Source organism: Acidimicrobiia bacterium, from assembly GCA_029210695.1.
Classification (GTDB): domain Bacteria; phylum Actinomycetota; class Acidimicrobiia; order Spongiisociales; family JAHEDJ01; genus JAHEDJ01.
This window is the reverse complement of the sequence record JARGFH010000010.1, coordinates 13,746-37,953: the sequence shown is the minus strand read 5'-3', so window position 1 is coordinate 37,953 and position 24,208 is coordinate 13,746. Positions and strand designations below refer to the sequence as shown.

Sequence of the window (24,208 nt, the reverse complement as noted above, 5' to 3'; positions counted from 1 at the left end):
AATGTCGTGACCAGTCGACAAGAACCGACTACGGGGAGGTGGGATCGGCTACAGACGGCGACAAATCAGAGCGCATCACAGCCACACGACAGCAAACCGGCAAGTAGCCTCAGCCCGGCAGCGGTCAACGGGCATCATGCGCTCAGGAGGCGAAGCTGCAAAGACTGCAGATCCCGGAAAGCCGGATCCATCCGTTGAGGAGGCTCACATGACCAATAAGCGACCATCACAGCGACGCGGCAACAGAGATGCCCTGATGAGGGAACTATCCAGGCAAGGCATCGACCGGCGCGAGTTCCTCAGGAAAGCAGGAGGAACCGGCCTGTTCTTGATCGGTGGCCCCGCCCTGCTGGCCGCCTGCGGCGTTGACGGTTCTGAAACCGCCACCACGCTGGCCGGCACCGGAGGCACCGCCACCACCGCTGCGTCGGGCCCGAAGAAACTCGTCATCGCCAACTGGCCCTTCTACATCGATCCGGGCGGGGACGACAGCTACTTCGAGACCTCCTCGCTCGACGACTTCATGGCCGAAACGGGGATTGAGCTCGAGTACATCGAAGAAGTCAACGACAACGACGGCTTCTTCGGCAAGTATCAGGCTCCTCTGAGCGCCGGGGAGAACATCGGCCGCGACATCGCAGTATTGACCGACTGGATGGCGGCCCGCTTCATCCAGCTCGGATGGGTCGATGAGATCAACAAAGCCAACGTCCCCAACGCAGCCAACCTGGTAGCTGCGCTCGAGAGCCCGGGATTCGACCCCGATCGCACCTATACCCTGCCGTGGCAGTCGGGCTTCACCGCCATCGGATACAACCCTGCATTGACCGGTGGCGAGCTGTCATCAATCAACGACATCTTCGATCCGGCCATCGCCGGCAGCGTCAGTTTGCTGACCGAGATGCGTGACACTCTCGGGCTGGTGATGCTCGGCATGGGCCTCGATCCGGCAACGTTCACCATGGACGAGGCACGGCAAGCGATGGACAAGATCCAGGAGAACGTGGACAACGGACAGATCCGTCAGTTCCTCGGCAACGACTACACGGGTGAGCTCGCCTCCGGCAACCTGGCCGCCGCGTTTGCCTGGTCCGGTGACATCATCCAGCTGCAAATCGACAACCCCGACCTCCAGTTCCTGATTCCGGAAGAGGGCCTGATGTTGTGGTCGGATAACATGCTGATCCCCAAGGGCGCCACCAACAAGGCCGAAGCCGAAGCGTTCATGAACTACGTCTACGACCCGGTCGTGGCGGCCAAGATCGAGAGCTGGGTCAATTACATCTGCCCGGTCGCCGGCGCGCAGGAAGCCCTCCGCCAGCTCGGTACAGAAATGGACGACGAAGAGCTGGCGGGAATCGCCGACGACCCGCTCATCTTCCCGGATGAGGCGACTCTGGCCAAGACCCACATCTTCAGAGACCTCAGCGAAGAAGAGGAGATCGAGCTCAACGAGCTCTTCGCCGCCGTCACCGGTGGATAGCGAGTGATCGATTCGGTCGCAACGACGGAAGGCGGGTTCGGACCATCCGAACCCGCCGCCGTCGAACTCTTCAACATCACCAAGCGGTTCGGCGACGTCCTGGCCGTCGACAACCTGACGCTCTCCATCGGCGAGAACAAGTTCTTCGCCCTCCTCGGACCATCCGGCTGCGGCAAGACCACAACGCTTCGCATGATCGGCGGTTTCGAAGACCCCACCCAAGGCAGCATCAACCTGCACGGCGACGACGTAACGGGTCTGAAAGCCTACCGGCGGCCCGTCAACACGGTCTTCCAGAGCTACGCCCTCTTTCCGCACCTATCGGTTTTCGAGAACGTCGCATTCGGCCTTCGCCGGACCAACGTCGACAAAGGTGACCTGGAGCGACGGGTCGCCGAGATGTTGTCTCTCGTGCAACTGTCGGGCCTCGATAACCGGCATCCCGCCAAACTGTCCGGTGGACAACAGCAGCGGGTTGCCCTGGCGCGCGCCCTGATCAACCATCCGCGAGTCCTGCTACTCGATGAGCCGCTCGGCGCGCTCGATCTGAAGCTCCGCAAAGAGATGCAGATAGAACTAAAGCGGATCCAGCAGGAGGTCGGCATCACGTTCATCCACGTGACGCACGATCAGGAAGAGGCCATGACCATGGCCGACACCATCGCCGTGATGAACAAAGGGAAGATCGAACGGATGGGCGACCCCGCCGAGATATACGAGGACCCGAGGACCGCGTTCGTCGCCAACTTCCTCGGAGGTTCCAACCTGATGCCGGTGTCGGTGGTCGACCGGGCCGCCGGATCGGTCGCAACTGCCGACGGAACGACCATCTTCGTGCCGCCAACCGCGCTCGGCGCAGAAACCAGCGGACTCCGAGTCGGAGTAAGGCCCGAGAAGTTGAACGTCTACCGGCATGGAAGCGGCGACATCCCACCCAATGTCCTCACCGGCCGGATCTTGGACGCATCGTTCATCGGGGTCAGTACCCACTACGTGGTGCGGACCAACACGGCGGGTGACCTCAGCGCCGTCGTGCAAAACCTCACGGGCGATCGCTTCGCGCAAGGCGAGGAAGTCTCCCTCGGCTGGCATCCCGAACGGAGTTTCGTTATCCATGACGACTGAGGAAGCCGCTCCACTGGTCAACGTCGGCGCCCGCAAGGCCGCCCGCCGCCGGAAGGCCGTTCCATACCTGCTGCTGCTCCCCGGCGGTTTGTGGCTGGCCATTTTCTACATAGCCCCCATGATCCAGCTGGTCGGTATCTCCCTGCAGGAAGGGACCTACCAGACGGGCTACACGCAGACGTTCCGATGGGAGAACTACGCCGACGCCTTCGCGTTGGCAGGCTCGCACTTCCTTCGCTCGTTCCTCTATGCGGGAGCGGCAACCGCGCTGGCACTCGTCATCGCCTATCCGCTCGCCTACGGCATCGCATTTCGGGGAGGGAAATACAAGAACCTGCTGCTGGTACTCGTGCTGATGCCGTTCCTGACTCCGTTCCTCCTCCGAACGCTGGCCTGGAAGGTCATCCTGGCCGACAGCGGCTTCGTCGTCGAAACCCTCAAGACGCTGCACATCATCTCGCCGACCGGACGAATCCTCGCCACCGGATCGGCGGTCGTGGCCGGCATCACCTACAACTTCCTGGCCTTTATGACCCTGCCGATCTACGTGTCGCTGGAGAAGATTCACCCGTCACTGATCGAGGCGGCCAATGATCTGTATGCGAAGCCGATCACCGCCTTTCGGAAGGTCACGCTGCCGTTGTCCCTCCCGGGGATCGTGGCCGGAACGCTGCTGACCCTGATCCCGGCGGCGGGCGATTTCGTCAACGCGAGCCTGCTCGGCAATCCGCAGCGGCTGATGGTCGGCAACATCATCGACAACCGGTTCCTCCGCATCGTGGACTACCCGACTGCAGCTGCCCTGTCGTTCTCGCTGATGCTGGTGATCCTGGCGATCATCATCCCCTACGTCCGGGCTTCCGGCACCGAGGATCTGGTGGCGTAGATGGCTCAGGTAGCAACGGCCCGCAGGAAGCCATCGGCCTGGGCGTGGATCAAGCGCAAGATCTTGCCCGTCTACATGGTCGTCGCCTTGACATATCTGTTCATGCCGGTGGCGATCGTCATTCTGTTCTCGTTCAACGACCACCTGGGACGGTACAACTTCACATGGCAGGGCTTCACTCTGGACCACTGGCAGAACGCCTTCGGCGTCCCGAGGCTCTTCGATTCCCTCGTCACGAGTCTGCAGATCGCCTTCATCTCTTCGGCCATTGCCACTCTCCTCGGGACGCTCATCGCGCTCGCCCTAGTCCGCTACCAGTTCAGGGGCCGGTCGGCGACCAGTCTCGGGTTGTTCCTACCGATGGCCACCCCTGAGGTGGTGATGGGATCTTCGCTGCTGGCGCTCTTCATTGTCATGGGGGTCACCCGTGGCTTCGGAACCATCGTCATCGCCCACATCATGTTCAACATCAGCTACGTCGTGGTCACAGTCAAAGCGAGGCTGGCCGGATTCGATCGCCACCTCGAGGAGGCCGCCATGGACCTCTACGCCAACGAGTGGACAACTTTCCGCAAAGTGACGCTGCCGATGATCCTCCCGGGCGTCATGGCTGCGTTCCTGCTCGGGTTCGCCCTCTCATTCGACGACTTCATCATCACCAACTTCAACTCCGGCAACACAATCACATTCCCGCTCTTCATCTGGGGTGCCGCCCGCGTCGGCGTCCCTGCCCAGGTGAATGTGTTCGGGGCGGCGATCTTCTTCATCACCGTGTCGATCATGCTGCTCAACATCCGCCTGCAGCGGAGACGAAGCTGACCGTTCTTGCGACAGTAATGAGCGCGGAGCGCTCGAAAACGACGCAAGAACGGGATGAGAGTGGCCTACGCCCGGCCGAGCACCAGCGCCAGCAGCGCCATCCGAACGTACATGCCGTATTCCATCTGGCGGAAATAGGCGGCGCGCGGATCGTCGTCGACCTCCATGGCGATTTCACCCACTCGGGGCAGCGGGTGCAGCACCGCCATCCGCTCCTTCGCTGACTTCATGGTCTCGGCGGTGATGACGTAGGAGTCTTTGACCTGGTCGTACTCCTCGATGTTCTCGAACCGCTCCTTCTGGATCCGCGTTACGTAGAGGACGTCGGTGTCCGGGAGTACCGCGTCGAGGTCGGCCGTCTCCGTTTGAGAGATCCCGGCCGCGCCGACCTCTTCGACGAGGGCGGCCGGCATCCTGAGGATCTCCGGCGACACATAGTTGATCTTCACGTCAAAGAGCGTCAGGAGCTTGGCCAGCGAATGCACCGTCCGTCCGTACTTGAGGTCACCGAGCATGGTGACCGTGAGGCCGTCGAGGGTGCCCATTTCCTCCCTGATCGTGAAGACATCGAGGAGCGCCTGAGTTGGATGCTCACCGGGCCCATCTCCGGCATTGATGACCGGCTTGCTCGCTGCTGCCGCTGCCTCGGCCGCCGACCCCTTCTCGGGATGGCGGATGACGATGGCGTCGGAGTACGACTCGAGGGTCCTGATCGTGTCGGGAAGCGACTCACCTTTCGAAACGGACGAGTAGGTCACGTTGTTGATCTGGATGACGCTGCCACCCAACCGCTCGATCGCCGCCACGAACGATGATGACGTCCGCGTTGACGGCTCATAGAAGAGGTTGGTGAGGACTTTCCCTTTGAGCAGGTCGAACGTCCCGATCCGTTCGACCATCCCCCGCATCTCGCCTGCGACCTCGAAGATCGTTTCGAGGTCGGAACGATCAAACTGCGAGACCGACAAGACATCGATGCCGAAGAACCGGGGGTCTCGTTTCTCACCGAATGGGAGGTGATCTGTGGTGCGTCTGGTGGTCATATGGGCCCTCCTTGGAAACGACGTTCGCTCGATACCGGCGCGGCCGCGCACCGCACTCCGGACAGAAAAAAGGCCGCCCCTCGGGGCGGCACTTCAACAAACGACAACTGGATCATCGAAACGACACCATAGCGGACCGTACGGTCGCGATGAAACCTTGCCGACGGATTGCCCTTCCGGCACGGCGCCTCCCCATGGACGGGGAAACCCGGAGGCTCACGACGGCCGACCGATGCGTTTGCGCATGAACCGTTCGAACAGCGCCGGACCGACCCTGGAGAGAACGTAGGCGGACCGGGCAGTCGACGACGGGAGCACGAGCCTGCGCCTTCGCATGACACCCTTTCGAACCAAACCGGCCAGGTGCTCCGGTGTCATGACTCGGCCGGTCGTCGTCCAGGAACCGGGTGCGCCGGCGGCCCGGTGGGCGGCGCGCCGTTCGATTCCGGTGTCTACGAACGAAGGGCAGATCATCGTTATGGATACACCGGAATCCGCCAGTTCGGCCCGAAGGCTCTCGAAGAACCCGTGCAGAGCGTGTTTCGAGGCGGCATAGGCCGTCCGGTAGAGGAGCGGGCTGAAGCCCGCCACACTCGATAGCACGCCGATCCGCCCGCCCCGCGCGATCAGACCCGGCAAGGCGGCCGCGGTCACGATGACGGCGCCGCTTACGTTGACGTCGAGCACGCGCTCGAACGCTTCGAGGGGCGTATCCATGAATGGGCCGAGGGCAGTGATGCCGGCCGCATGGATGAGTACATCGATTGGCCCGAGCTTGCCAAAGATGTGAGCGACGGCAGCGGGGTCGGTGACGTCCAGGGCCACACCCTCGATCCCCACGCCGAGCGACGCCAGTCCGGCACGGTCGACATCGAGGCCTATCACTCGACCCCCGTCCGCTGCGAACGCCCGGCACACTTCCCGGCCGATTCCCCCGGCCGCTCCAGTCACGACGACCGTCGGCAAGTCAGCCACGATGCTCTAAGTAGGAGCGAAACGCCTCGAGCGAGGTCTTGGTCGGCGTGTAGCCGAATTCCTCGATCAACCGGCGGTTGGACAAGACGGGACGGTACCGGAGAAAGTCGACTTGTTCTGGTCCATAAGGAGCCAGCCGCAGACGATGGAGCACGGCCAGTACGGCCCTGACGACCGTCGCCGGCAATGGAACATAGCGCTTGCCGAGTTCGCCGGCCAGGTCTCGCATCGGGACGGCACCGGAACCGGCCAGGTTGAAGATGCCGGTCCGCTTTTCGAGCGTTCCCCGCACGATGACCTCAACTACATCGGCATCCCATATGAACACGAACGGCGACGGCGACCCGGCGATCCCGAGCACGACGGGCCACTCGAAGAGCCGGGTGATCTGATTGGCAACGGAGGCTCCGAGAATGGTTCCCGGACGCAGAACGAGCTGCTCGACCTCCGGGTGCGCGGAGCGGTGAGCGGCCAGCATTTCCTCGAGAATGCGCTTGTGATCCGAGTAGGCAAATGCGGCGTTGCCGCGCAGCTGATCGTTCTCGTCGATCCACTCCGGGTTGTCCGGGTGATAGCCGTAGGCGGCGCCACTCGACGTTACCGTTAGGTGGTTGACGGCACCGGTGCCGCAGGCGGCCAGCACGTTGGAGGTTCCCTCTACATCAACGGAATATAGGAACTCCCTGGTCTGATCGGGGCGAGGCGTCACCACCGCCGCCAGATGCACGATCCGATCGACTCTCTGCTCCACCACCAGATCGACGAGGGCCGGATCGCGCACGTCGAGTTCATGGCGGGAGACACCGTGCCGTCCCTCCATGGCACGCACGTCCACGGAAACGACATGCGCAACCTCCGGGAGTCCGGCGAGTCGGTCGACGACCTGAGCTCCGATGAACCCTGCCGCCCCCGTGACCAGAACGCGTGATCCCGTCATGCCGCCTGCGGGATGGGAACCGGCCGCCTGGACCACCAGGTCGAAATGGTGAGACCCGAGATGAGATGCCAGACCCCCCACCAGGCCGCCACGATGGCCATCCCACCCAGGCCCTCGAAGAACGTGAAGATGAGAATGAGCCCGAGCGCCGAGTTCTGGATGCCGACCTCGATCCCTATCGCCCGCGCATCGTATCTCGGGGACTTCAAGCCGCGGGCCGACCAGTAGCCGAGCAGGATCGCGAAGCCGTTGTGGAGGAACACGGCGATAACCACCGCGCCGATGTGGTCCATGAACTGCTGCCAGTTGGCCGCCAGCGCTCCGACGATGAAGAGGCCGAAGGCGGCCAGGGAGAAAACCTTCATCGGGCGGCGTAGCCGGGCCGTCAGGGTCGGAAAACGCGCTGCTACCCACATCCCGGCGACCAGGGGAATTCCAAGAATGAGGAGAATGGTGAGTAGCAGGTCGATAGGTTCGAGGTCGACCGCGGTCAGGATGGCGGCGGTGCCTTCGTTGAGTCCGCCCCAGAAGGCCAGATTGAGGGGAGTCATGAAGACGGCGAGCGCGGTCGAGACCGCCGTCATGCTGACGCTGAGCGCCGCGTTCGCACCGGCATGATGGGCGAGGAAGTTGGAGAAGTTCCCCCCAGGGCAGGCAGCCACGAGAATCATCCCGAGTGCAATAGACGGCGCCGGGTCGATGATCCTGGTCAACAGGAACGTGAACGCAGGGAGCAGGAGGAACTGCGCCCCTAGCCCGATGAGCGGCCCTCGTGGATCGCGCACAACGCGCCGGAAGTCCTCCAACCGGATATCGAGCGCCACCCCGAACATGATGAGGCCGATCAGGATGTTCAGCAACGTCAGCGTTGCCTCGTTGAAGTTCAGCTCAACCTGATCGATCACCACTTCTCCTAACCAGACGGTTCCTGGTGCATGTCTCTGAAGGTCCGCAAGGCCGGTGCCCACATGTGAGTGACGGGATCAACGTCGACATGGACGACTGAGGGCAGCCCGGCCTCCACGCAGCGTTGGAGCGCAGGTGCAAGCTCATCGATACTGGACACCCGCTCGCCGTGGGCTCCCATCGCGCGGGCGAGATCGTCGAACCGGATTTCAGAGAAGTCAGCGTTGATCGTCTCGTCCCCATCGAGCGACTTGCGCACGATCGTCTTGAGTGGTTTCAGGGAGAACTGCTGGTTTATCTTGACCATGCCCCACTGGAGGTCCACGAACACCACATAGATGACGGGCAGCCGGTTGCGGACGGCCGTCTCGAGTTCTTGCGGATGAAAACCCATTGCTCCGTCACCGATCAGGCAACACACGACTCTGTCCGGGCAGGCGATCTGGGCCCCGAGAGCCTGGGCGACGCCTGCTCCGAGCATCCCGAACTTGAAGGTTGTCACCAACGAGTTGGGGTGCTTGGTTTCATGGAAGAAATGCGACCAGACGGTGGTGTTGCCCCCATCGAATACCCATACGGTGTCGTCGGGCAATGTCTGCTGGGCGATGCGGGGTACCGCACCGGGGTTCACACCGTCCCCGGTCTTTTCGAGCCGCTTGTCGAGTTTGGCCCGGTCGGCCGCGCGATCTGCCGTCCAGATGTCCGGCTGCCGTTCAATGGCGGATCCGAGTTCCTCCCCGACCCGCTGAAGGAACCACCCGATGTCGCCCAGGATCGCCAGGTCGACGGGCTTGTTGACGCCGATGGATGAATCGTCGATGTCGACCTGAATCACCCGCTGATCGGCAGACCAGTAGGGTGGCTTGCCCCACCAATCCGTCTCCCCGAGGCGCGATCCGAGGACGAGGACGAGGTCGGCGTTGTTGCGCAGCTTCTGGTAGAGGTCGAGGTGCACCATCGGAATGGCCAGTGGATGTGTTTCCTCGAGCGCCCCCCTGCCTCCCCAACTCGTTGTTACCGGGGCATCTAGTTGCTCGGCCAGGCTCCGCAATCCATCGTAGGCACGGGCATGGATCACACCGGTCCCTGCATGGATCAGCGGTGCCCGGGCTTCAGTGAGCATCCTGGCTGCCTGCTCGATGTGGACTGGGTCGGGTTCGATCGAGTGGACACGGCGATACGACTCCGGAGAGCGGATTACACGCTGGTCGAACTTCCCTTTGCCGTTCATCACGCTCTCGGGGATATCGACGTGCACGACTCCTGGACGGCCGGACCATGTTGTTCTGAACGCCCGGCGCATGAACTCCGGAATCCGGTCCCGGTTCGGGACGGCCCCCGCCCATTTGCACATCGGTTTTGTGACGGCCACTTGATCGAAGTATTGGAACGCCCCGCCCCGATCCGGATACCCGATTCCCTCGCGGCGGGACGAGGTGATGAGAAGCACGCGATTGCCTTCACCGTTCTCAACTGCAACTCCCGGGAGCGCATTAGCTACCCCAGGGCCGTTGGAGGCGATGGCCACCCCGAGGCTCCCGGTCAGGCGGGCATATGCTCCGGCCATGTGCAACGCAGAGGTTTCGTGCCGGGGCGAAATCAGCCGGATGCCGAACTGCTCTAATCTCGAGTAGAGGCCGAAGTACGTTCCGTCGATGATCCCGAATACCGTGTCGACACCTTCGGCAGCAAGCATCCTGGCGACTATCTCACCACCTGTGCAGCCGGCCATGAACCCTCCTGCGAAACGAACGATCGCGAGCCTACCCGGCACCTCCCCGCCCGGATCGGCAGAGGCCGGTTTTCTGGAGACGATCTTCCAGAATTCGTGCCATTGTCGCTACAGTCTGGTTTTGGCCGAGAGGGACAAGCCATGCCGGATAGGGTACAGACGCCGCTGGGTGAGATGTGGATGACGGACGAAGGCGTGCTCGTTCATCGCATCGAGCATGGCCTCAGTATCACGATGGAGGACGCCGCCGCGGTCCAGGCGGCCGTCCTTGAGCTCACCGATGGCCGTCCTGCGCCCGCCGTGGTCGACATGCGAGCCGTTGGATATGCCGAACGCGCCGCCCGTCAGATGTTCGGCGCCTCGACACAAGAGACATCCGAGTCGGCGACCGCCCTCATCGTGGGCTCGAGCGCCAGCCAGACCATGGCGAAGGCGTTCCTGGCCACGGAGCCCAAACGGCCGATCGAGATCTTCACTTCTGAGATCGAAGCCATGGAGTGGGCGCGCTCCCACATCACCGGCTGACAGCCGGGATTCCCGGTTGCGCAGCAGCCGTGGAACACTGCTGACAGGATCATGTCACCCGCCGCGCACCTCTTCGAGTCAATCCGGACCCGGCTGACCGCCGGTGTTACCGGGCCATTCAGTCACGCCGGATATCCGCTGGCGTCCACCCTCGAGCATCGGGGTGATCCCGGGTTGTTCGGACCAGACTCGGTGACGTGGCGGGTCGTCGGTGACGTTGCTGCGTTCATCGGAGGCATTCGAGCGTTGCTCATTCAGGCGGCCCACCCCGAGGTCGTCGCCGGCGTTGCCGATCACTCCTCTTACCGTTCCGATCCTCTCGGCAGGCTCTCTCGGACCTCTGCCTATGTCACGGCGACCTGCTACGGCGCAAATCCGGAGGTTGAACAGGCGATCGAAATCGTCCGCACTGCGCACCGTCCGGTACATGGCTCTTCCACCAGAGGTCGGCGCTATTCGGCGGGCACCCCCGAATACGCGGCGTGGGTTCACAATGCCCTCACCGACTCCTTCCTCGTCGCCTACCAGACCTTCGGACGGGATCGCCTCTCTCCGGCCGAGGCCGATGCCTTCGTAGCGGAGCAAACGGCCGTTGGATCGATGCTCCGCGCAGACCCGCTCCCCGACCAGGCCGCCTCGTTGTCGTCCTGGCTCACGAACCACCCCGAGGCTGCCCCTTCACCGGGGATGCAAGAGACGGTTGCCTTCCTCGTTCACCCCCCGCTATCCAGGATGCAGAGAGCCGGATATCGACTCCTCTTCAATGCAGCTGTCGCCACGATCCCACTACGGCTGCGCCGGATGCTGGGAGTCCGCCGGCTCCCGGGGTCGCGGTTGGTCGGGCGCGGTACCGTTGCGACGCTACGGTGGGCGCTGGGTTCGTCACCCTCCTGGAACCTTGCCCTCGTCCGAGTCGGAGCGCCGATTCCGGAGGGACTCTTCGTCCAGCCGCTGCCCGTAGGCGATCCGACCGGCCGCTGACCGCCTAGACAAGCTGAGTGACTGCACGGCGGCCGGAGGGAGTCCCCACGCGGAGAGGCCCCGCAATGCTGCGCAGCATCCCGGGACCTCCCTTTCGTGAACACCGCCTGGTGCCCACTCACCAATCGCCGTGGTCCGGCGGTGAGAGCCTTTCTGTTTCAGCTCGTCAGCCGCCTACGTATCCCGATCAGACCCTCATCGTACGACGAGTTGGGAGTGCTGTCGAGTAGTCATTTTCGCGAACCGCAACCGGTCCCCAACCGTCCGACGGCCGGTCGCAACGGCCTTCGGATCGGGTTCAGCGAGCCGGTTGGGCATCGAGCAGGAGCCCGGCCAGCGCAATGCGAACCATGTCATCGAAACTGCGTTCGCGTTCTTCCGGACTGGTCGATACTCCAGTGCGGACATGGTCGGAAACCGTGAGGATCGTGAGCGCTCGCGCCCGTGCTTCTGAGGCCGCTCCATAGATCCCGGCAGCTTCCATCTCGACGGCCAGCACCCCCATCTTGTCCATAACGTCGAACGCCTGCGGATTCGGGTTGTAGAACAGGTCGGCCGAGTGCACATTTCCAACCCGGACGGGCACCCCCGCTTGCCCGGCAGCCAGGACCGCGGTTCGCGCGAGCTCGAAGTCCGCAACTGCCGAGTAGTCCCAGCCGGCGTATCTGGCGCGGTTCACACCCGAGTCGGTTGATGCGCCCAGGGCGATGATGACATCGCGGACTGCCACATCGGCTCCGATCCCTCCGCAGGATCCGACTCGAACGAGACGCCGAACGCCGTACTCATTGATCAGCTCTGATACGTAGATCGAGGCTGAGGGAATGCCCATTCCGGTGCCCATGACTGAGACGGGCATCCCTTCGTACTCGCCCGTGAATCCGAGCATGTTCCGGATGGCCGTGACCCGCTTGGCCTGCGACAGGAAGGTATCTGCAATGTATTCGGCCCGCAATGGATCACCCGGCAGCAGAATCGCTTCGGCGATATCGCCCGGTTGTGCGGCAATGTGTGGGGTCGACACCCATCCTCCTGGAATGTGTAGAGCGATAACCTACCCGATCGCGTGGCCCCCTGTTTTCTCAGCAATGCAGTGCATCACCACGCGCCATTACATTGCGGAGAAAAGGAGAAGGAGTCCTAGCCGGCCAATCGCTCGTTGGTTCGGTCTCTCCACTCGAGCCACCGGGGGACGGCCGCCAGATCGAAGTCCGGCCCGCCGACACCAAGGGTGAACTGCCGAACACCCAGATCGACATACTCATCGGCTTCGGCAAGGCCCTTGTCGAGCAGGTGAGGGTGAACACCGGCGCTCCGCTCGATCGCATCAGGCGAGCGGCCCTCCTTCTCACACCATCCGTCGAGAATGGCCATCTTGTGCGCCATCGCCGCCGGATCTTTCGGGAAGAAGTGCCACACGTCGGCGTGGCGGGCGGTGAGCCGCAACGTCACCTTCTCTCCCCCACCTCCGATCAGCACCGGGATCTTCCGCGTCGGGGCCGGGTTGAGCTTCTCCCACCGTTGCTCGATCAGCGGCAGCGCCTCCCCGAGATCATGAAGGCGAGATACCGCAGTCCCGAACTCGTATCCGTACTCGTCGTAGTCCCGCTCGAACCATCCTGATCCGATACCCAAGATCAGCCGGCCGTTCGAAATGTGGTCCACAGTCCGCGCCATATCGGCGAGCAACTGGGGATTGCGATACGAGTTACAGGTCACGAGCGGCCCTATCTCGATTCGCTCGGTCTGCTCCGCCCATGCACCCAACATCGTCCATGCCTCGAAGTGTTGACCGTCGGGGTCACCGTAGAGCGGATAGAAGTGATCCCAGTTGTAGGCGATATCCACGCCCAGGTCCTCTGCTTCTTTCAAGGCATCGTGGATGGCAGCGTACGAACCCTGCTGCGGATGAATCTGGACGGCAATACGGACGCGAGACACGGATGGACCTCCTGGACAAACGAATGGCGATCCTAAGCTCGAACTCTCCACTATGTCGGGCCACGACCGACGCCTACGCTTGATACCCATGGAATCACTCAGTCCCGAAGAAGCCCGGGTCCTCGGTTGCCTCGTCGAGAAGGAACGGACGACTCCCGAGTATTACCCGTTGACCGTCAACGCGCTGGTGGCGGCCTGCAACCAGAAAACAAACCGACAGCCGGTCGTCGAGTACGACGAGCTAACCGTCGAACGGGCACTGCGCTCTCTCGACTCCAAGGGCCTGATCGGCCTGGCGCGTTCTAGCGGCGGCCGGACCACCAAGTACCTACACAGAGCAGAAGACACCTATGAGATAGACGACGAGCAACTGGCGATCCTGGCGGTGCTTCTCCTACGAGGACCGCAGACCCCCGGTGAACTGCGGGGACGGACCGAGCGCTACTTCGAAGTCGCCAAAACTCCGGAGGCGATCGAGGTAGTCCTCGACGATCTGATGGCCAGGGCAATACCTCTCGCCGAGCGCCTGCCCCGGGCGGCCGGTCAGAAGGAGAACCGGTATCGAACCCTGCTGGTGGAAGGGTTCGAGGAGTCTGCCCAACCGGCCGCCTCGCCTCCGACCAACTCCCTGGTCGATCGGGTCACGCTCCTCGAGCGGCAGCTACGGGACCTGGCCAAATCCCTCGGCATCGACCTCGACGATGCGAGCACCGACGGCCCGGACCGGGCGAGTGAGTGAGCCGGCGCCGACCCCCGCCGGGGTGATCATCTGGACCGAATCCTCGCGCTTCGCCACTCTGGCCAACTTCTACGAGCACACGCTCGGACTCGAACCTGCCACCAGGCGCCCCGATCATGTTTCGTTCGAATTCGGGGCGTTCCGGTTGACCATCGGAGTGCACGATGAAGTCTGGGGCCGGGCCACCGATCCGCTCCGACTCATGATCAACCTGGCGGTTGAGGACATCGCCGAGTCGTTCATGAGGCTCCAGAAACTCGGTGTTCCGTTCACCCGACCTCCGGAGTCCGAGTCGTGGGGAGGCCGGATCGCCACACTGAGCGATCCCGACGGCAACACGATCCAATTGCTCCAACTTCCGTAAGAATCCCGATGAGGTCTACACTCCATGGCCTCCCACCCCCGAGCGTTACATGCGTTACCTCCTGTCCGCCCTTGCCATCACCCTGGTGCTCGCCGCATGCGGCGAATCCAGGCCACTGACCGTCGCAGCAGATCCCGACGTCTTCAGGCTGGCTGCCGTCGACTCGTACTCGAGCACGACTGCCTACACCTACTCGTTCCAGGCGGGCGAGACCTTCGGCGATGTCGGATCCATCGCCAATGCAGTGCATACCGCCGAGCCCCGCCGGACGCGCGTCAACGGCGAGATCACCGCCGCCGGAGTCACCACCCAGGGCGAAATCTACTTCCTCGAAGATGGCTCGGTTCTGTCTCGCACGGGCATGGGCCCGTTTGTGCCGATCGACGAGACGGTCGACGACGTGACCTGGCTGGGTGCAATCCATGCAGAAGTCGCCAACTCGGCCGGCGAATTCGAATATGTCGGAGAGGAAACGGTCGCCGCGCGCGTCGCCTCGCACTTCGAGGGGCCCCCCATCTTCCCCGGGCCGGTCGTTGCCGACCAGCTCGCCGCCGGGCTCGGCATCACCGTCGACTTCGAAGGTACTACGGATGTGTGGGTCGATGCAGACGGACTCGTGCTCGCCTTTGAAATGGCCGCAACTGCAGACGACGGCATCGGCTTCGTAACCGTCACGGTCTCCGCCCGCATCAACGAACTCGGGGCCGTGATTGCCATCGTGCCCCCGGCAGAAGGTCTGATCATTCCCGGCGATGTGCTGGCAGACGACCGGGCCAAGAACCACCTCAACGACGTTCTGATTGCCGCCCAGTTGTTCCATACCGGCGAAGACACTTTCTCGGGTTTGACCACCGAAACACTCGACCTGCGTGAACCGAGTGTCTCGTACGTGGACGGGCCGCTGGTGACCACACCGGATGTCGTCGGATTCATCGCAGAGCCGGATCGGGTGCTGTTGGTGACGTTCAGCGAGACCGGGACCTGGTTCTGTGTAGCTGAGGATCGGTCCGCATCAACTCCGATCGTCACCTTCGGTGGCGGGAGTTCGAATGATATGGCCGATTCGTTTGAAGACTGTTCGAACCCGGTCTGGCCCCCTTCCACCAACTAACCGGCTAGACCGACCCGAAGCGGTGGAACGCCACCGCCGCCGCGTGCCCGACGTTGAGCGAGTCGACCCCTTCACGAATCGGGATCCGCACCCGGTAGGTCGCCCGCTCCAGCGTCTCCCGACGAAGCCCATCTCCCTCCGCCCCCAACAGCAGGGCGGGACGCTCCCCTTCCGCCAGCACCAACCGGTCAATCGGTAGCGCAGTGGGATCGGGAGTGAGCGCAATCGAGGCAAATGCGGCCCCATCCAGCACATCGACGAGATCGGCCGGTGCCACAATTCTGGCAAACGGCAAAGTGAAGGCGGCCCCCATGGAAACCCGCACAACCCGCCGGTAATAGGGGTCGCCACACGCTGAGTCGAGGATGACGCCGTCGATGCCGAGGGCCAGGGCGCTGCGGAAAATGGCCCCCAGATTCTCGTGGTCGTTGATGCCTTCGAGGGCGGCCACGGTTCCGAAACCAGAGAGCAGATCGTGCACCGCCATCGACGGGCGCCGCAACGCCGAGGCGATCACCCCACGGTGGATGTTGAATCCGACCGTGGCGTTGAGCACCTCCTGCGACGCGACCAGTACCGTCACATCACGGTCGGCGAGGCGCGACCCGAGTCTGTCGAGCTTGGTACTTGTTACAAGCACCGACCGAATCACCATGTCGGAGTCGAGCAACCGCTCGACTCCGCGGATCCCCTCGCACAGGAATGCTCCGGAATCGGTTTCGGTGGGCCTGCCGGACGTCCGCAGCGCCCTGTAGTCGTCCAACCTTTCATCTGCCGGGTCGTTGATCTCGACGAAGCCGGCCATTCTCAAGCCTCACACTCGACCATGATCTCGGCCAGAGGCTTGCGATCGAGTCTGGGCACCACCGATCCTTCCGCCGGATACCCGATCGGGAACAACACGAAGGGTCGCTCGTTGACCGGGCGGTCCAGAAGTCTGGATAGGAACGCCATCGGACTGGGCGTGTGAGTGAGCGTCGCCAGGCCCATAGTGTGAAGCGCGGTGATGAACAGGCCGGCTGCAATGCCGACGGATTCCTTTGCGTAGTAATGCTTTGTCCGGGATCCGTCATCGGCGAGCCCGTAGCGTTGCTCGAACAGGACCACCAACCAGGGGGCGCCTTCGAGAAAGAGCTTCTGCCAAGACGTACCGAGTCGGGCGACGTCCCGTTTCCAGTCGTCCGGCATCCGCCCTTCGAGATAGTTAGTCCGCTCCTCATCCTCGGCCGCCAGGCGAATCCGTCGCTTGAGGTCTGGATCACCCACGGCAACGAAGGTCCAGGGTTGCTGGTGTGCTCCCGATGGAGCGGTACCTGCCGCCAGGACGGCGAGTTCGATGAGGTCGCGAGGAACGGGATCTGAACTGAACGTTCGGATCGACCTGCGCCGGTTCATGAGTTCGAAAAACGAACGAGCGGCCCCTCGCATGGTCTCCTCTGAGGATCGACCCACGTCGTAGGCAACGAAGTCGCCTTCGCTCGTATACGGGTATTCGGACACACTCATTATCGCTCCGATCGGCGTCCGACCCAGCCTGGCAGAACTCAAGTCCATCCGGATGTGCCACTCTTACTTCTCGAAGATTGCCCTGACTGTGTCGACGGTGTCGGCCTCCCGGGCCGCCTTGTCGTGGCGGTAGCTCTTGACCCGTGCGAAGCGCAATGCCATGCCACCGGGATAGCGGGAGCTGGCCTGAATCCCGTCGAACGCAATCTCTACCACCTGTTCGGGACGCACGTGCACGACGTGACCGTCCCGGTGGGTCTCCAACTCGAGGAACCGCCCCGTTTGCCACTCGAGCATCTCATCCGTCATCCCCTTGAACGTCTTTCCGAGCATGATGAAGTCGCCGGTTGCTGCCTCGCGCGCACCGAGGTGGATATTCGACAGCCATCCTTGACGCCGCCCGCTCCCCCACTCCACGGCCAGAACAACGAGATCGAGGGTGTTCGCAGGTTTGACCTTGAGCCAGGTAGCGCCGCGCCTTCCCGCCTCATAGGACGAGTCGAGGCGTTTGACCATGATCCCCTCGTGTCCCTCTGCTCTGGCTTCCACCAGCGTGCGTTCTGCCCGATCCTCTTGGTCGGTGATAACGCGAGTGACCCGGTATGCCGCCGGGACCACCTGATCGAGAACTTCCTGACGGGCCGAGAGCGGCAGGTCGATGAGGTCCTGCCCGCCCTCATGCAGCACGTCGAAGAAGAACGGTACGACCGGCGCCTCCTCGCCGTCACGATGCTCGGTTCCAAACCGGCTCATCGTTTCGACAAACGCACGCGGTTCGTTGCCTGCAGTCAGGGAAATGACCTCTCCGTCGAGTACGAAATGTTCGGACCCGAAGCCGAGCACCACATCCGCCACGTCCGGCAATCGCTCGGTCACGTCGTTGAGATTGCGCGTGTAGATCCGCACGACGGACCCCGCCCGATGCACCTGGATGCGGACTCCGTCGAGTTTCCACTCAACCGACGAGAGTCCCTCCGCCTGGACCGCAGCAGTCGCTGAAGCCGCCGTCTTGGCCAGCATGGGCTGGATCGGGCGAAGCACTTCCAGCCCGATTCCTGCCAGGTCTCCGGCTCCCCCGGCCAACGCGACCGTCGCAACCCGGCCCAGGTCTGGCAACATCATCAACGCTCTGCGGACGGCGGCGGCCGGAACACCAGCAGCCGCCGCCACGGCATCGGTCATGATCCCCTCGAGTGCTCCCTGGCGGACTCCTCCGACGAGCAGCCGTTTGAGGAAATCTTGTTCCGGTGCCGTGCAGCGCCCGAAGAGATCCGTCAAGAGGCTTTCCCGGTCCGCCTGCGAACCCTCACCGCGCCTGTCTTTCAGTGCGGTGAGGATTTGGTCGACCTCGACGATTGTGACGGTGGGGGTCCCGGCCGGTTCGGCCCTGATGCTCGAGACTGCGCGGTAGCCGACCCCGATCTTTCCCTGCCTTGCTGCACCGGAGAGCATCGCCACCATGATCGGCACGTCCGCCTCCCCGGCTCGCGAGAAGAGGTCCACCAGCGCAGCAATCTTCTCCGTTCGTCTGCGAGTGGCCGCCACCCGAGAAGAGACCTCGACGATGTCGCTGAGCAGGAGTGTCATGAGCCCATTCTGGTGGAGGATGGCCGGTGGCAGTAGGCAACAGGCAGTAGTCGGTTGTGCTCGATCGCCGAATCTCCATGACTCAATAGACTTCGCCCATGACGTGGGATGAATTGGTGCAGGCGGCCGGCGATATCGACTGGGTCACGTAGGCGGCCTCCAGTGGGCCGGACGGTCGACCGCACGTTGCGCCGGTTTCGCCGGGATTCACCGAAGGAACGATCTGGTTTGGGTCGCGCTCGGCCAGCCGGAAGGTTCGGAACCTACGAGGCAACCCGAACATAACGTTCCACTGGCCGGTCACGTCCGGGTCTGGTCCCGGCGAGTTGTTCGCCCGCGGGGTAGCGACACTCCACGACTCGGAAGCGGCCCGTCACCGACTGTGGGAAGACGGCGTCCTGGGTTACGACCCGATTCCGTTCTTCCAGTCCCCGGACAATCCCGACCTGGTGTTCGTAGAAACTGCAGTGTCGTACGCGTCACTACTCGGCCCCGGCTTCATTCGCGATATCTGGCGACCCGGCGTCTAAGCCCGGCCGGCACACCACGCGCTCGACCCGCAATTCAGGACCTACAACTCAGAACCTGGAACGGCGACAACGAATCGCACGAACCTGCAACGTGCGCGGCGAGCTAGTCATGCATGAAACGATCGAGTCCAAGTGCGGCGCGGACATCTGCGGTTCGTGCCAAAGTGCCCCGGCCGGTCGGCATCCCGGTGGCATCGGCGATCCGATTCATCATCGAGAAGTTGGCGATCACCCCGGCTGCTCCGGTCAACCCGGCCTCACCGAGGGTTGCGATGACTTCCCGCCGCATCGTGCCGGCGTCCCGTCTCTCCAGAACCGCATCGGTGAATTCGATCAGGACCGAACCATGCGGAAGCAAAGGATCTACTGAGGGGTCCGTCACGGACCGCAGATCAACCTGATATGAAAATGCCTCGCTGCTCGCCCGGAGCATCATCGTGTGTGAAAGCACTCAGTAGAAGCACTCGTTGACCGCCGACACGCGGGCGGCAACGAGTTCCATCTGAGGACGGGTGAGTTCCCGCCGGAATCTCAAATCGCCCATCTGCTCATAGGTCAGGTACAAGGGCCCATGGAGGTCCTCCTGCGCGGCAGATTCGGCCGGCACCAGGCTGAGCGACTGGGTGATCGAGGCCGGACCGGCCGTCGGGAGCCACGACCGGCCGGGTCTGGCCGGAGGAGCCGGCTCGAAGGATGGGTCGCCGGGAAGCGGATCCGGAAGGGGTTCGACCGATTGCCCGAGCGCTCTGCTGAATTCGTCGACCGCCGCCAGGCGGCTGACGATCCCGATGATCTCGATGAAAGCCGGAATCCCCAGACCATCCTGTATCAAGTTGTCCACCCAGTCCCGCGAGGTGGCGGTGATATCTGCGTACACCGTCCGGGCAGCTGCCCCGGCGGAGGCCGGAATGACGTCGGTCGCCTGGCCCCTGGCCGCGCCGGCGATGGCGACCCGCTCGACACCCGACCACCACGTCCCGGGTGCCGCCAGGCTCGCCCACACTTGTCGCAGCGCAGCGGCGAGGTCGGAACGCACCGGGACCGAAGCCTCAGAGAAAGCCACGATCCAAACCCTACATGTTGACCACCGGCGGACGATCGGCTTTCGTTGCAGGTACATGAATCCACCCGAGCGCCTCGAACGTCTGCTCGACAGCCCGGTCATCGACGTGCAGCAGCCGACCGGGGGCCACACTCGGTCGTGGCGGGGTATGGTGACCACCGAAGCGGGCACCAGGGTTTTCGTCAAGGCGGCTGCCGATGAGCGAACCGCCCGGTCCCTGCGGACGGAGCACAGCCTGTACGCCGCGCTCGAGGCCGACTGGCTCCCGGTCGTATGGGCATGGGAGGACGGTCCCGAACCGATTCTCATCCTCGAAGATCTATCGAAGGCTCAGTGGCCGCCGCCGTGGCCGGCCGAGTCGAGCATTCTCTTCCCCACACTGACCCGGATCGCCGACACCAGAGTGCCCTTCGATCTCGAAGCGATGCCGCCCCTCGAAGTATCGCCTTGGTCGGAAATCACGGCGGATCCAGCAAAGATCACGGGTCTCGGCATCGTGGATTTGGAGTGGATCGCCCGACATGGCACCCGGCTGATCGAGTTGTCGTCAAAGATAGACCTGTCGGGGGACGATCTCATCCACGCAGACCTTGGTGCCGGCAACCTCTGCTTCACGAAGCGCGGACCGGTGATCGTTGATTGGGAGTATGTGTCTCGCGGGAACCGCTACCTCGACGTCGCCACTGCATTGCTCGACATGAGAGCCTGCCACGCCCCAACCCCGCATGTTCTCCCTCAACCTGCCGCCTGGGCATCCGTGTTGGCCGGGTTGATGGGTATCCACGCCTCGCGGCCCCCACCGGATTGGGCGGCCGACGGAACCGAGTTGCGTCGGCTCCAACGCCAGTTGGCGAAAGTGGCCGTTGAGTGGGTCGCCGAACTCGAAGGTTGGTGAAGCCTGGAGCCAGCGCGATCATGTGACTGTTGTGCAAAGGACTCTGCTCATCGGGATCGCCCTGACTCTGGCCGCCTGTAGCGGCGGAACCATCGAGCGGTTGGCCGATCGACAGCAAACGTGGTCCGAACGAGGTCCGGAGTCCTACCGGTACCAGCTCACAGTCGATTGTTACTGCCCCGAAGAAGTGAGAGGCCCGTTTCAGATCACAGTCCATTCCGGCGAAGTGGCCGGCGTGATCCGAACGAGCTCACCCGCCGGCTCGGTCGCCATCGTCGAATTCCTGGACCCGACGATCGAAGGGCTGTTTGCGCTGATCGAAGCAAACGCGGATGGAGACGTCATCGACGTCGCCTACGACGGGCAACTTGGCTACCCGGTTTCGATCATCCTCGACCCATCCGCCGACAATTTCGACGATGAGCTGAGCGTATTCGTTCGCAACCTGGAAGCCACCGAGGGCTGAGCGCGACGATGGGGCGCCGAAACGCCCCATCGTCCATCTGTTCCGGTTCGTTCAGCCCTCGCTCGAGGCCAGGAAGCCCCACGCTCCGAACAGCACTATTCCGATTCCGACCAGGATCATCGTCCAGATGATCGGAACGAATTTGACCGGCTTGAGTGTGTCGTAGTTGTCGAGGTTGACGTCGAACGCCGTCACCATGCCTTGGAACCGCCCCATGGTGGTATCCATGTTGGCCATGACACCGGCCATGGCCGGGAAGTTCTCACCAATGAACGCCGACAACTGGTCGGGCTGCATTTCCAACTGCTGGGCCAGAGCAGGCAACATGGCGGTCTGGAGTTCCATACCCATGGCGCCCACCACGCCGAGTGCCCCCTGTGCCCCGGCCACCAGCTCGGCCGTGTACACAGGCTCGAGGTTCTCATTGAGTTGATCGGCGTCTGCTGCCTTCTGTGGGAGCGACAGGAAGGCGGGGACCGCTACCAGCGCTACTCCCAGCACCAGTGCCAGCATGGATCCAAGTCGCGGCCGAACGAACATGAAGAGGCCGATGAGCACCGCCACTACGCCGGCTCCCAACATGCCCCACGGAACGGTCGTGGCTGGAAGGGACTCGGTCGGGATGGCGTCCGCCGAAGCGAACCGCCCCTGCTCGGCCTCGAGGGTGCCGATCAGGCTGTTGAAAGTTGTTGCGATCTCGGGCAGCGCCGCCGCTCCCTGGGCAACTGCAGGGAAGCTCTCACCCAGGAATCCACCGAACTGCGCAGCATCCATGACCAACTGCTGCGACATGCCCGGGATCACCGCGTTTTGGAATTCGTCTGCTACCGCAGCCAGGCCTCCGATATCGGCCTTGGCCGTGTCCAACGCCTCATCCGTCAGCATCGGACGGAAGTCGTCGATCATTTCTTCGAACGCCGGGCCCACTTCAAAGAGGTTGTTGATGAACGTCGATGAGATCAGGACGAGACCCGCTACGACGACGAGCGCCCCCGCTGCCATGCGTGGCCAGCTCTTTGGTGCAGCGGTCTTCGCTTCGGTTGACATGTGTTCCTCCTCGGGCCGATGGATCCAGCCCACTTCAGCTGGATTCCACCACGTTGCTCACCGAACGGTGTAGGGCCTTCCGGCACGAAACGGATGCTCAAGGAAGGCTGCGTTGGCAGGCGGATAGGGTGGGATCATGCAGATGCAGCCGAAGGCACCCGGGCGTGCAGACGTCGTGATCGCAGGCGCGGGTATCGCCGGCATATCCACGGCGTTTCACCTCTCCGTGCAACTCGAAGTGGAACGGGTGGTCATCTGCGACCTGCTCCCGCCGATGACACTCACCAGCGACAAGTCGACGGAGTGCTACAGGAACTGGTGGCCGGGTCCCGGCGACGGCATGGTGGCGTTGATGAATCGTTCGATCGACCTCCTCGAGGAGTGGGCCACCTCCAGCGACAACGCGTTCAACCTGTCACGGCGCGGCTATCTCTACGTCACGGGCGACCCGGTGAATCTGGCGGCCATGGAACAACAGGCCGGGGCGATCTCAGCACTCGGAGGCGGCGACCTGCGGGTGCTTCGAGGTCGGCCCGACGATCCGGCCTATGCCGCCTCACCTCCGGCGGCATTCGAGGAAGTGCCCGGCGGTGCCGACCTATTCCTGGACGGTGGCGTGCTGCGCTCCCACTTCCCGTATCTGTCAACGGCGGCGGTCGGCGGCTTGCACGTTCGTCGGGCCGGCTGGTTGTCTGCCCAGCAACTGGGAGCGTGGCTGCTCGAGCGGGCCAGAACGGCCGGCGTCGAACTCGTCACAGATCGGGTGGTGGCTCTCGACATCTCAGACGAACGAGTGAGAGGCGTGCGGCTGGAATCAGGCGAGATGATCGAGACCGATCGGTTTCTCAACGCGGCCGGACCGCTGGCGGCCGACGTTGGAAAGCTCGCCGGCGCCGATCTCCCGCTGTTCTCGGAGGTGCATCGCAAAGTCTCGTTTCGCGATGTCCGCTCTGCCCTCCCACGTCACGCTCCAATGCTGATCTGGAACGATCCCCAGGCGCTGGCCTGGAGCAACGCCGAACTGGCAGAACTGGCTGGGGACCCCGAACTCCGCTACCTGGTCGGGATACTTGGAGCGGGTGCGCATTGCCGGCCGGACGGGCCGGATGAGGCGGCCACCGTGCTCGGATTGTGGGAGTGCCACACGGACGTCCGTCCGCCTGAGTTCCCGATCGCGGATGATCCGCTCTACCCCGAGATCGTGTTGCGCGGTCTCACCACGATGGTGCCGGGGTTCGGCGAGTACCTCGAACGGCTTCCGCAGCCGTACGTCGACGGCGGCTACTACACGAAAACGGCAGAGAATCGGCCCCTGATCGGCCCGGCCGGCGTGGCCGGATCGTTTGTGGTCGCCGCCCTCTCCGGATTCGGGATCATGGCGGCCGCGGCAGCGGGAGAACTCGGCGCACTGCACGTGGTTGGAGGCGCGCTCCCGGACTACTGGCGGTGGTTCTCGCCCGACCGGTATGCCGATCCGGACTACCTGACGCTGGTCGACCGGATGACGGACTCGGGCCAGATTTGATCCGCCTGCGCCGGCCGCGGGC

The 24,208-nt window shown here is 63.3% G+C and carries 25 protein-coding genes and 1 pseudogene; 13 read left to right on the top strand and 13 right to left on the bottom strand.

Annotation, left to right across the window (positions count from 1 at the left end):
- Positions 1-208 precede the first annotated feature (208 nt).
- The 4 genes from P1T08_05120 to P1T08_05105 are packed head-to-tail and all read left to right on the top strand — an operon-like array spanning position 209 to position 4,313.
- Positions 209-1,483: a spermidine/putrescine ABC transporter substrate-binding protein gene (locus tag P1T08_05120; protein ID MDF1595462.1), complete on the top strand. Its 1,275-nt coding sequence runs from the start codon at positions 209-211 to the stop codon at positions 1,481-1,483.
- Positions 1,484-1,486: 3 nt separating this feature from the next.
- Positions 1,487-2,608, top strand: coding sequence for an ABC transporter ATP-binding protein (locus tag P1T08_05115; protein ID MDF1595461.1), 1,122 nt, complete (start codon positions 1,487-1,489; stop codon positions 2,606-2,608).
- Positions 2,598-3,494, top strand: coding sequence for an ABC transporter permease (locus tag P1T08_05110; protein MDF1595460.1), 897 nt, complete (start codon positions 2,598-2,600; stop codon positions 3,492-3,494). Before P1T08_05115 ends, P1T08_05110 begins: the two co-directional genes overlap by 11 nt.
- Positions 3,495-4,313 carry an ABC transporter permease gene (locus tag P1T08_05105; GenBank protein ID MDF1595459.1) on the top strand — a complete coding sequence of 273 codons (819 nt, stop codon included), beginning with the start codon at positions 3,495-3,497 and terminating at the stop codon, positions 4,311-4,313.
- Between the two features lie 65 nt (positions 4,314-4,378).
- Here P1T08_05105 and pyrB read toward each other — a convergent pair whose 3' ends face one another.
- From pyrB to P1T08_05080, 5 genes are all read right to left on the bottom strand, one after another.
- Positions 4,379-5,356 carry an aspartate carbamoyltransferase gene (gene pyrB, locus P1T08_05100; GenBank protein MDF1595458.1) on the bottom strand — a complete coding sequence of 326 codons (978 nt, stop codon included), beginning with the start codon at positions 5,354-5,356 and terminating at the stop codon, positions 4,379-4,381.
- A 216-nt stretch (positions 5,357-5,572) separates the two neighbouring features.
- The gene (locus tag P1T08_05095) at positions 5,573-6,331 is read right to left on the bottom strand and encodes an SDR family NAD(P)-dependent oxidoreductase (protein MDF1595457.1); all 759 of its coding nucleotides are present in this window, start codon (positions 6,329-6,331) and stop codon (positions 5,573-5,575) included.
- A complete protein-coding gene (locus P1T08_05090; GenBank protein ID MDF1595456.1) occupies positions 6,324-7,268 on the bottom strand; it encodes an SDR family oxidoreductase in 945 nt (314 codons plus the stop codon). Before P1T08_05090 ends, P1T08_05095 begins: the two co-directional genes overlap by 8 nt.
- Positions 7,265-8,176 carry a bile acid:sodium symporter family protein gene (locus P1T08_05085; protein MDF1595455.1) on the bottom strand — a complete coding sequence of 304 codons (912 nt, stop codon included), beginning with the start codon at positions 8,174-8,176 and terminating at the stop codon, positions 7,265-7,267. The genes P1T08_05090 and P1T08_05085 overlap by 4 nt, the downstream gene beginning before the upstream one ends.
- Positions 8,177-8,181: 5 nt before the next feature.
- The gene (locus P1T08_05080) at positions 8,182-9,906 is read right to left on the bottom strand and encodes a thiamine pyrophosphate-binding protein (GenBank protein ID MDF1595454.1); all 1,725 of its coding nucleotides are present in this window, start codon (positions 9,904-9,906) and stop codon (positions 8,182-8,184) included.
- A 141-nt stretch (positions 9,907-10,047) separates the two neighbouring features.
- Between P1T08_05080 and P1T08_05075 the strand changes: the two genes are divergently transcribed.
- Both P1T08_05075 and P1T08_05070 read left to right on the top strand, forming a co-directional pair.
- Positions 10,048-10,431, top strand: coding sequence for a hypothetical protein (locus P1T08_05075; GenBank protein ID MDF1595453.1), 384 nt, complete (start codon positions 10,048-10,050; stop codon positions 10,429-10,431).
- Positions 10,432-10,482: 51 nt separating this feature from the next.
- On the top strand, positions 10,483-11,412 hold the full coding sequence (locus tag P1T08_05070; GenBank protein MDF1595452.1) for an oxygenase MpaB family protein: 930 nt from the start codon (positions 10,483-10,485) through the stop codon (positions 11,410-11,412).
- 298 nt (positions 11,413-11,710) lie between these two features.
- Here P1T08_05070 and deoD read toward each other — a convergent pair whose 3' ends face one another.
- Together deoD and P1T08_05060 are read right to left on the bottom strand one after the other, a co-directional pair.
- Entirely contained in the window at positions 11,711-12,436 is a 726-nt protein-coding gene (deoD, locus tag P1T08_05065) for a purine-nucleoside phosphorylase (protein MDF1595451.1), read from the bottom strand.
- A 116-nt stretch (positions 12,437-12,552) separates the two neighbouring features.
- Positions 12,553-13,353 (bottom strand): LLM class F420-dependent oxidoreductase, encoded by an 801-nt coding sequence (locus P1T08_05060; GenBank protein ID MDF1595450.1) that lies wholly within the window; start codon positions 13,351-13,353, stop codon positions 12,553-12,555.
- 88 nt (positions 13,354-13,441) lie between these two features.
- Between P1T08_05060 and P1T08_05055 the strand changes: the two genes are divergently transcribed.
- The 3 genes from P1T08_05055 to P1T08_05045 are packed head-to-tail and all read left to right on the top strand — an operon-like array spanning position 13,442 to position 15,567.
- On the top strand, positions 13,442-14,092 hold the full coding sequence (locus tag P1T08_05055) for a YceH family protein (GenBank protein ID MDF1595449.1): 651 nt from the start codon (positions 13,442-13,444) through the stop codon (positions 14,090-14,092).
- Positions 14,085-14,456: a VOC family protein gene (locus P1T08_05050; protein ID MDF1595448.1), complete on the top strand. Its 372-nt coding sequence runs from the start codon at positions 14,085-14,087 to the stop codon at positions 14,454-14,456. The genes P1T08_05055 and P1T08_05050 overlap by 8 nt, the downstream gene beginning before the upstream one ends.
- Positions 14,457-14,505: 49 nt before the next feature.
- Positions 14,506-15,567, top strand: a complete 1,062-nt coding sequence (locus P1T08_05045) for a hypothetical protein (protein ID MDF1595447.1) — start codon at positions 14,506-14,508, stop codon at positions 15,565-15,567.
- Positions 15,568-15,571: 4 nt separating this feature from the next.
- Here the strand turns inward: P1T08_05045 and P1T08_05040 are convergent, their stop codons facing one another.
- From P1T08_05040 to P1T08_05030, 3 genes are all read right to left on the bottom strand, one after another.
- Positions 15,572-16,372, bottom strand: coding sequence for an RNA methyltransferase (locus tag P1T08_05040; protein ID MDF1595446.1), 801 nt, complete (start codon positions 16,370-16,372; stop codon positions 15,572-15,574).
- 2 nt (positions 16,373-16,374) lie between these two features.
- Positions 16,375-16,995 carry a nitroreductase family protein gene (locus tag P1T08_05035; GenBank protein ID MDF1595445.1) on the bottom strand — a complete coding sequence of 207 codons (621 nt, stop codon included), beginning with the start codon at positions 16,993-16,995 and terminating at the stop codon, positions 16,375-16,377.
- Positions 16,996-17,136: 141 nt separating this feature from the next.
- Complete coding sequence (locus P1T08_05030; protein MDF1595444.1) at positions 17,137-18,660, bottom strand: ATP-dependent DNA ligase; 1,524 nt, start codon at positions 18,658-18,660, stop codon at positions 17,137-17,139.
- A gap of 167 nt (positions 18,661-18,827) precedes the next feature.
- Here P1T08_05030 and P1T08_05025 point away from each other — a divergent pair.
- A pseudogene (locus P1T08_05025) lies at positions 18,828-19,190 on the top strand (pyridoxamine 5'-phosphate oxidase family protein).
- A gap of 103 nt (positions 19,191-19,293) precedes the next feature.
- Here P1T08_05025 and P1T08_05020 read toward each other — a convergent pair.
- Entirely contained in the window at positions 19,294-19,641 is a 348-nt protein-coding gene (locus tag P1T08_05020; GenBank protein ID MDF1595443.1) for a hypothetical protein, read from the bottom strand.
- The gene (locus P1T08_05015; protein MDF1595442.1) at positions 19,642-20,253 is read right to left on the bottom strand and encodes a hypothetical protein; all 612 of its coding nucleotides are present in this window, start codon (positions 20,251-20,253) and stop codon (positions 19,642-19,644) included.
- Positions 20,254-20,308: 55 nt separating this feature from the next.
- Here P1T08_05015 and P1T08_05010 point away from each other — a divergent pair, with 55 nt between their 5' ends.
- On the top strand, positions 20,309-21,148 hold the full coding sequence (locus tag P1T08_05010; protein MDF1595441.1) for a phosphotransferase: 840 nt from the start codon (positions 20,309-20,311) through the stop codon (positions 21,146-21,148).
- Positions 21,149-21,170: 22 nt separating this feature from the next.
- Entirely contained in the window at positions 21,171-21,614 is a 444-nt protein-coding gene (locus P1T08_05005; GenBank protein ID MDF1595440.1) for a DUF6174 domain-containing protein, read from the top strand.
- A 51-nt stretch (positions 21,615-21,665) separates the two neighbouring features.
- Here the strand turns inward: P1T08_05005 and P1T08_05000 are convergent, their stop codons facing one another.
- Positions 21,666-22,661: a hypothetical protein gene (locus P1T08_05000; GenBank protein MDF1595439.1), complete on the bottom strand. Its 996-nt coding sequence runs from the start codon at positions 22,659-22,661 to the stop codon at positions 21,666-21,668.
- A 136-nt stretch (positions 22,662-22,797) separates the two neighbouring features.
- Between P1T08_05000 and P1T08_04995 the strand changes: the two genes are divergently transcribed.
- Positions 22,798-24,186 (top strand): FAD-dependent oxidoreductase, encoded by a 1,389-nt coding sequence (locus P1T08_04995; GenBank protein MDF1595438.1) that lies wholly within the window; start codon positions 22,798-22,800, stop codon positions 24,184-24,186.
- The last annotated feature ends 22 nt before the right edge of the window (positions 24,187-24,208 follow it).

What these genes read in the sequence shown, in the direction of transcription:
- P1T08_05120 (MDF1595462.1), top strand. Translation starts at nt 209, where the DNA reads ATGACCAATAAGCGACCATCACAGCGACGCGGCAACAGAGATGCCCTG.
- P1T08_05110 (MDF1595460.1), top strand. Translation starts at nt 2,598, where the DNA reads ATGACGACTGAGGAAGCCGCTCCACTGGTCAACGTCGGCGCCCGCAAG.
- P1T08_05105 (MDF1595459.1), top strand. Translation starts at nt 3,495, where the DNA reads ATGGCTCAGGTAGCAACGGCCCGCAGGAAGCCATCGGCCTGGGCGTGG.
- pyrB (MDF1595458.1), bottom strand. Translation starts at nt 5,356, where the DNA reads ATGACCACCAGACGCACCACAGATCACCTCCCATTCGGTGAGAAACGA.
- P1T08_05090 (MDF1595456.1), bottom strand. Translation starts at nt 7,268, where the DNA reads ATGACGGGATCACGCGTTCTGGTCACGGGGGCGGCAGGGTTCATCGGA.
- P1T08_05080 (MDF1595454.1), bottom strand. Translation starts at nt 9,906, where the DNA reads ATGGCCGGCTGCACAGGTGGTGAGATAGTCGCCAGGATGCTTGCTGCC.
- P1T08_05075 (MDF1595453.1), top strand. Translation starts at nt 10,048, where the DNA reads ATGCCGGATAGGGTACAGACGCCGCTGGGTGAGATGTGGATGACGGAC.
- P1T08_05070 (MDF1595452.1), top strand. Translation starts at nt 10,483, where the DNA reads ATGTCACCCGCCGCGCACCTCTTCGAGTCAATCCGGACCCGGCTGACC.
- P1T08_05055 (MDF1595449.1), top strand. Translation starts at nt 13,442, where the DNA reads ATGGAATCACTCAGTCCCGAAGAAGCCCGGGTCCTCGGTTGCCTCGTC.
- P1T08_05045 (MDF1595447.1), top strand. Translation starts at nt 14,506, where the DNA reads ATGCGTTACCTCCTGTCCGCCCTTGCCATCACCCTGGTGCTCGCCGCA.
- P1T08_05040 (MDF1595446.1), bottom strand. Translation starts at nt 16,372, where the DNA reads ATGGCCGGCTTCGTCGAGATCAACGACCCGGCAGATGAAAGGTTGGAC.
- P1T08_05035 (MDF1595445.1), bottom strand. Translation starts at nt 16,995, where the DNA reads ATGCGAGGGGCCGCTCGTTCGTTTTTCGAACTCATGAACCGGCGCAGG.
- P1T08_05030 (MDF1595444.1), bottom strand. Translation starts at nt 18,660, where the DNA reads ATGACACTCCTGCTCAGCGACATCGTCGAGGTCTCTTCTCGGGTGGCG.
- P1T08_05010 (MDF1595441.1), top strand. Translation starts at nt 20,309, where the DNA reads ATGAATCCACCCGAGCGCCTCGAACGTCTGCTCGACAGCCCGGTCATC.
- P1T08_05000 (MDF1595439.1), bottom strand. Translation starts at nt 22,661, where the DNA reads ATGTCAACCGAAGCGAAGACCGCTGCACCAAAGAGCTGGCCACGCATG.
- P1T08_04995 (MDF1595438.1), top strand. Translation starts at nt 22,798, where the DNA reads ATGCAGATGCAGCCGAAGGCACCCGGGCGTGCAGACGTCGTGATCGCA.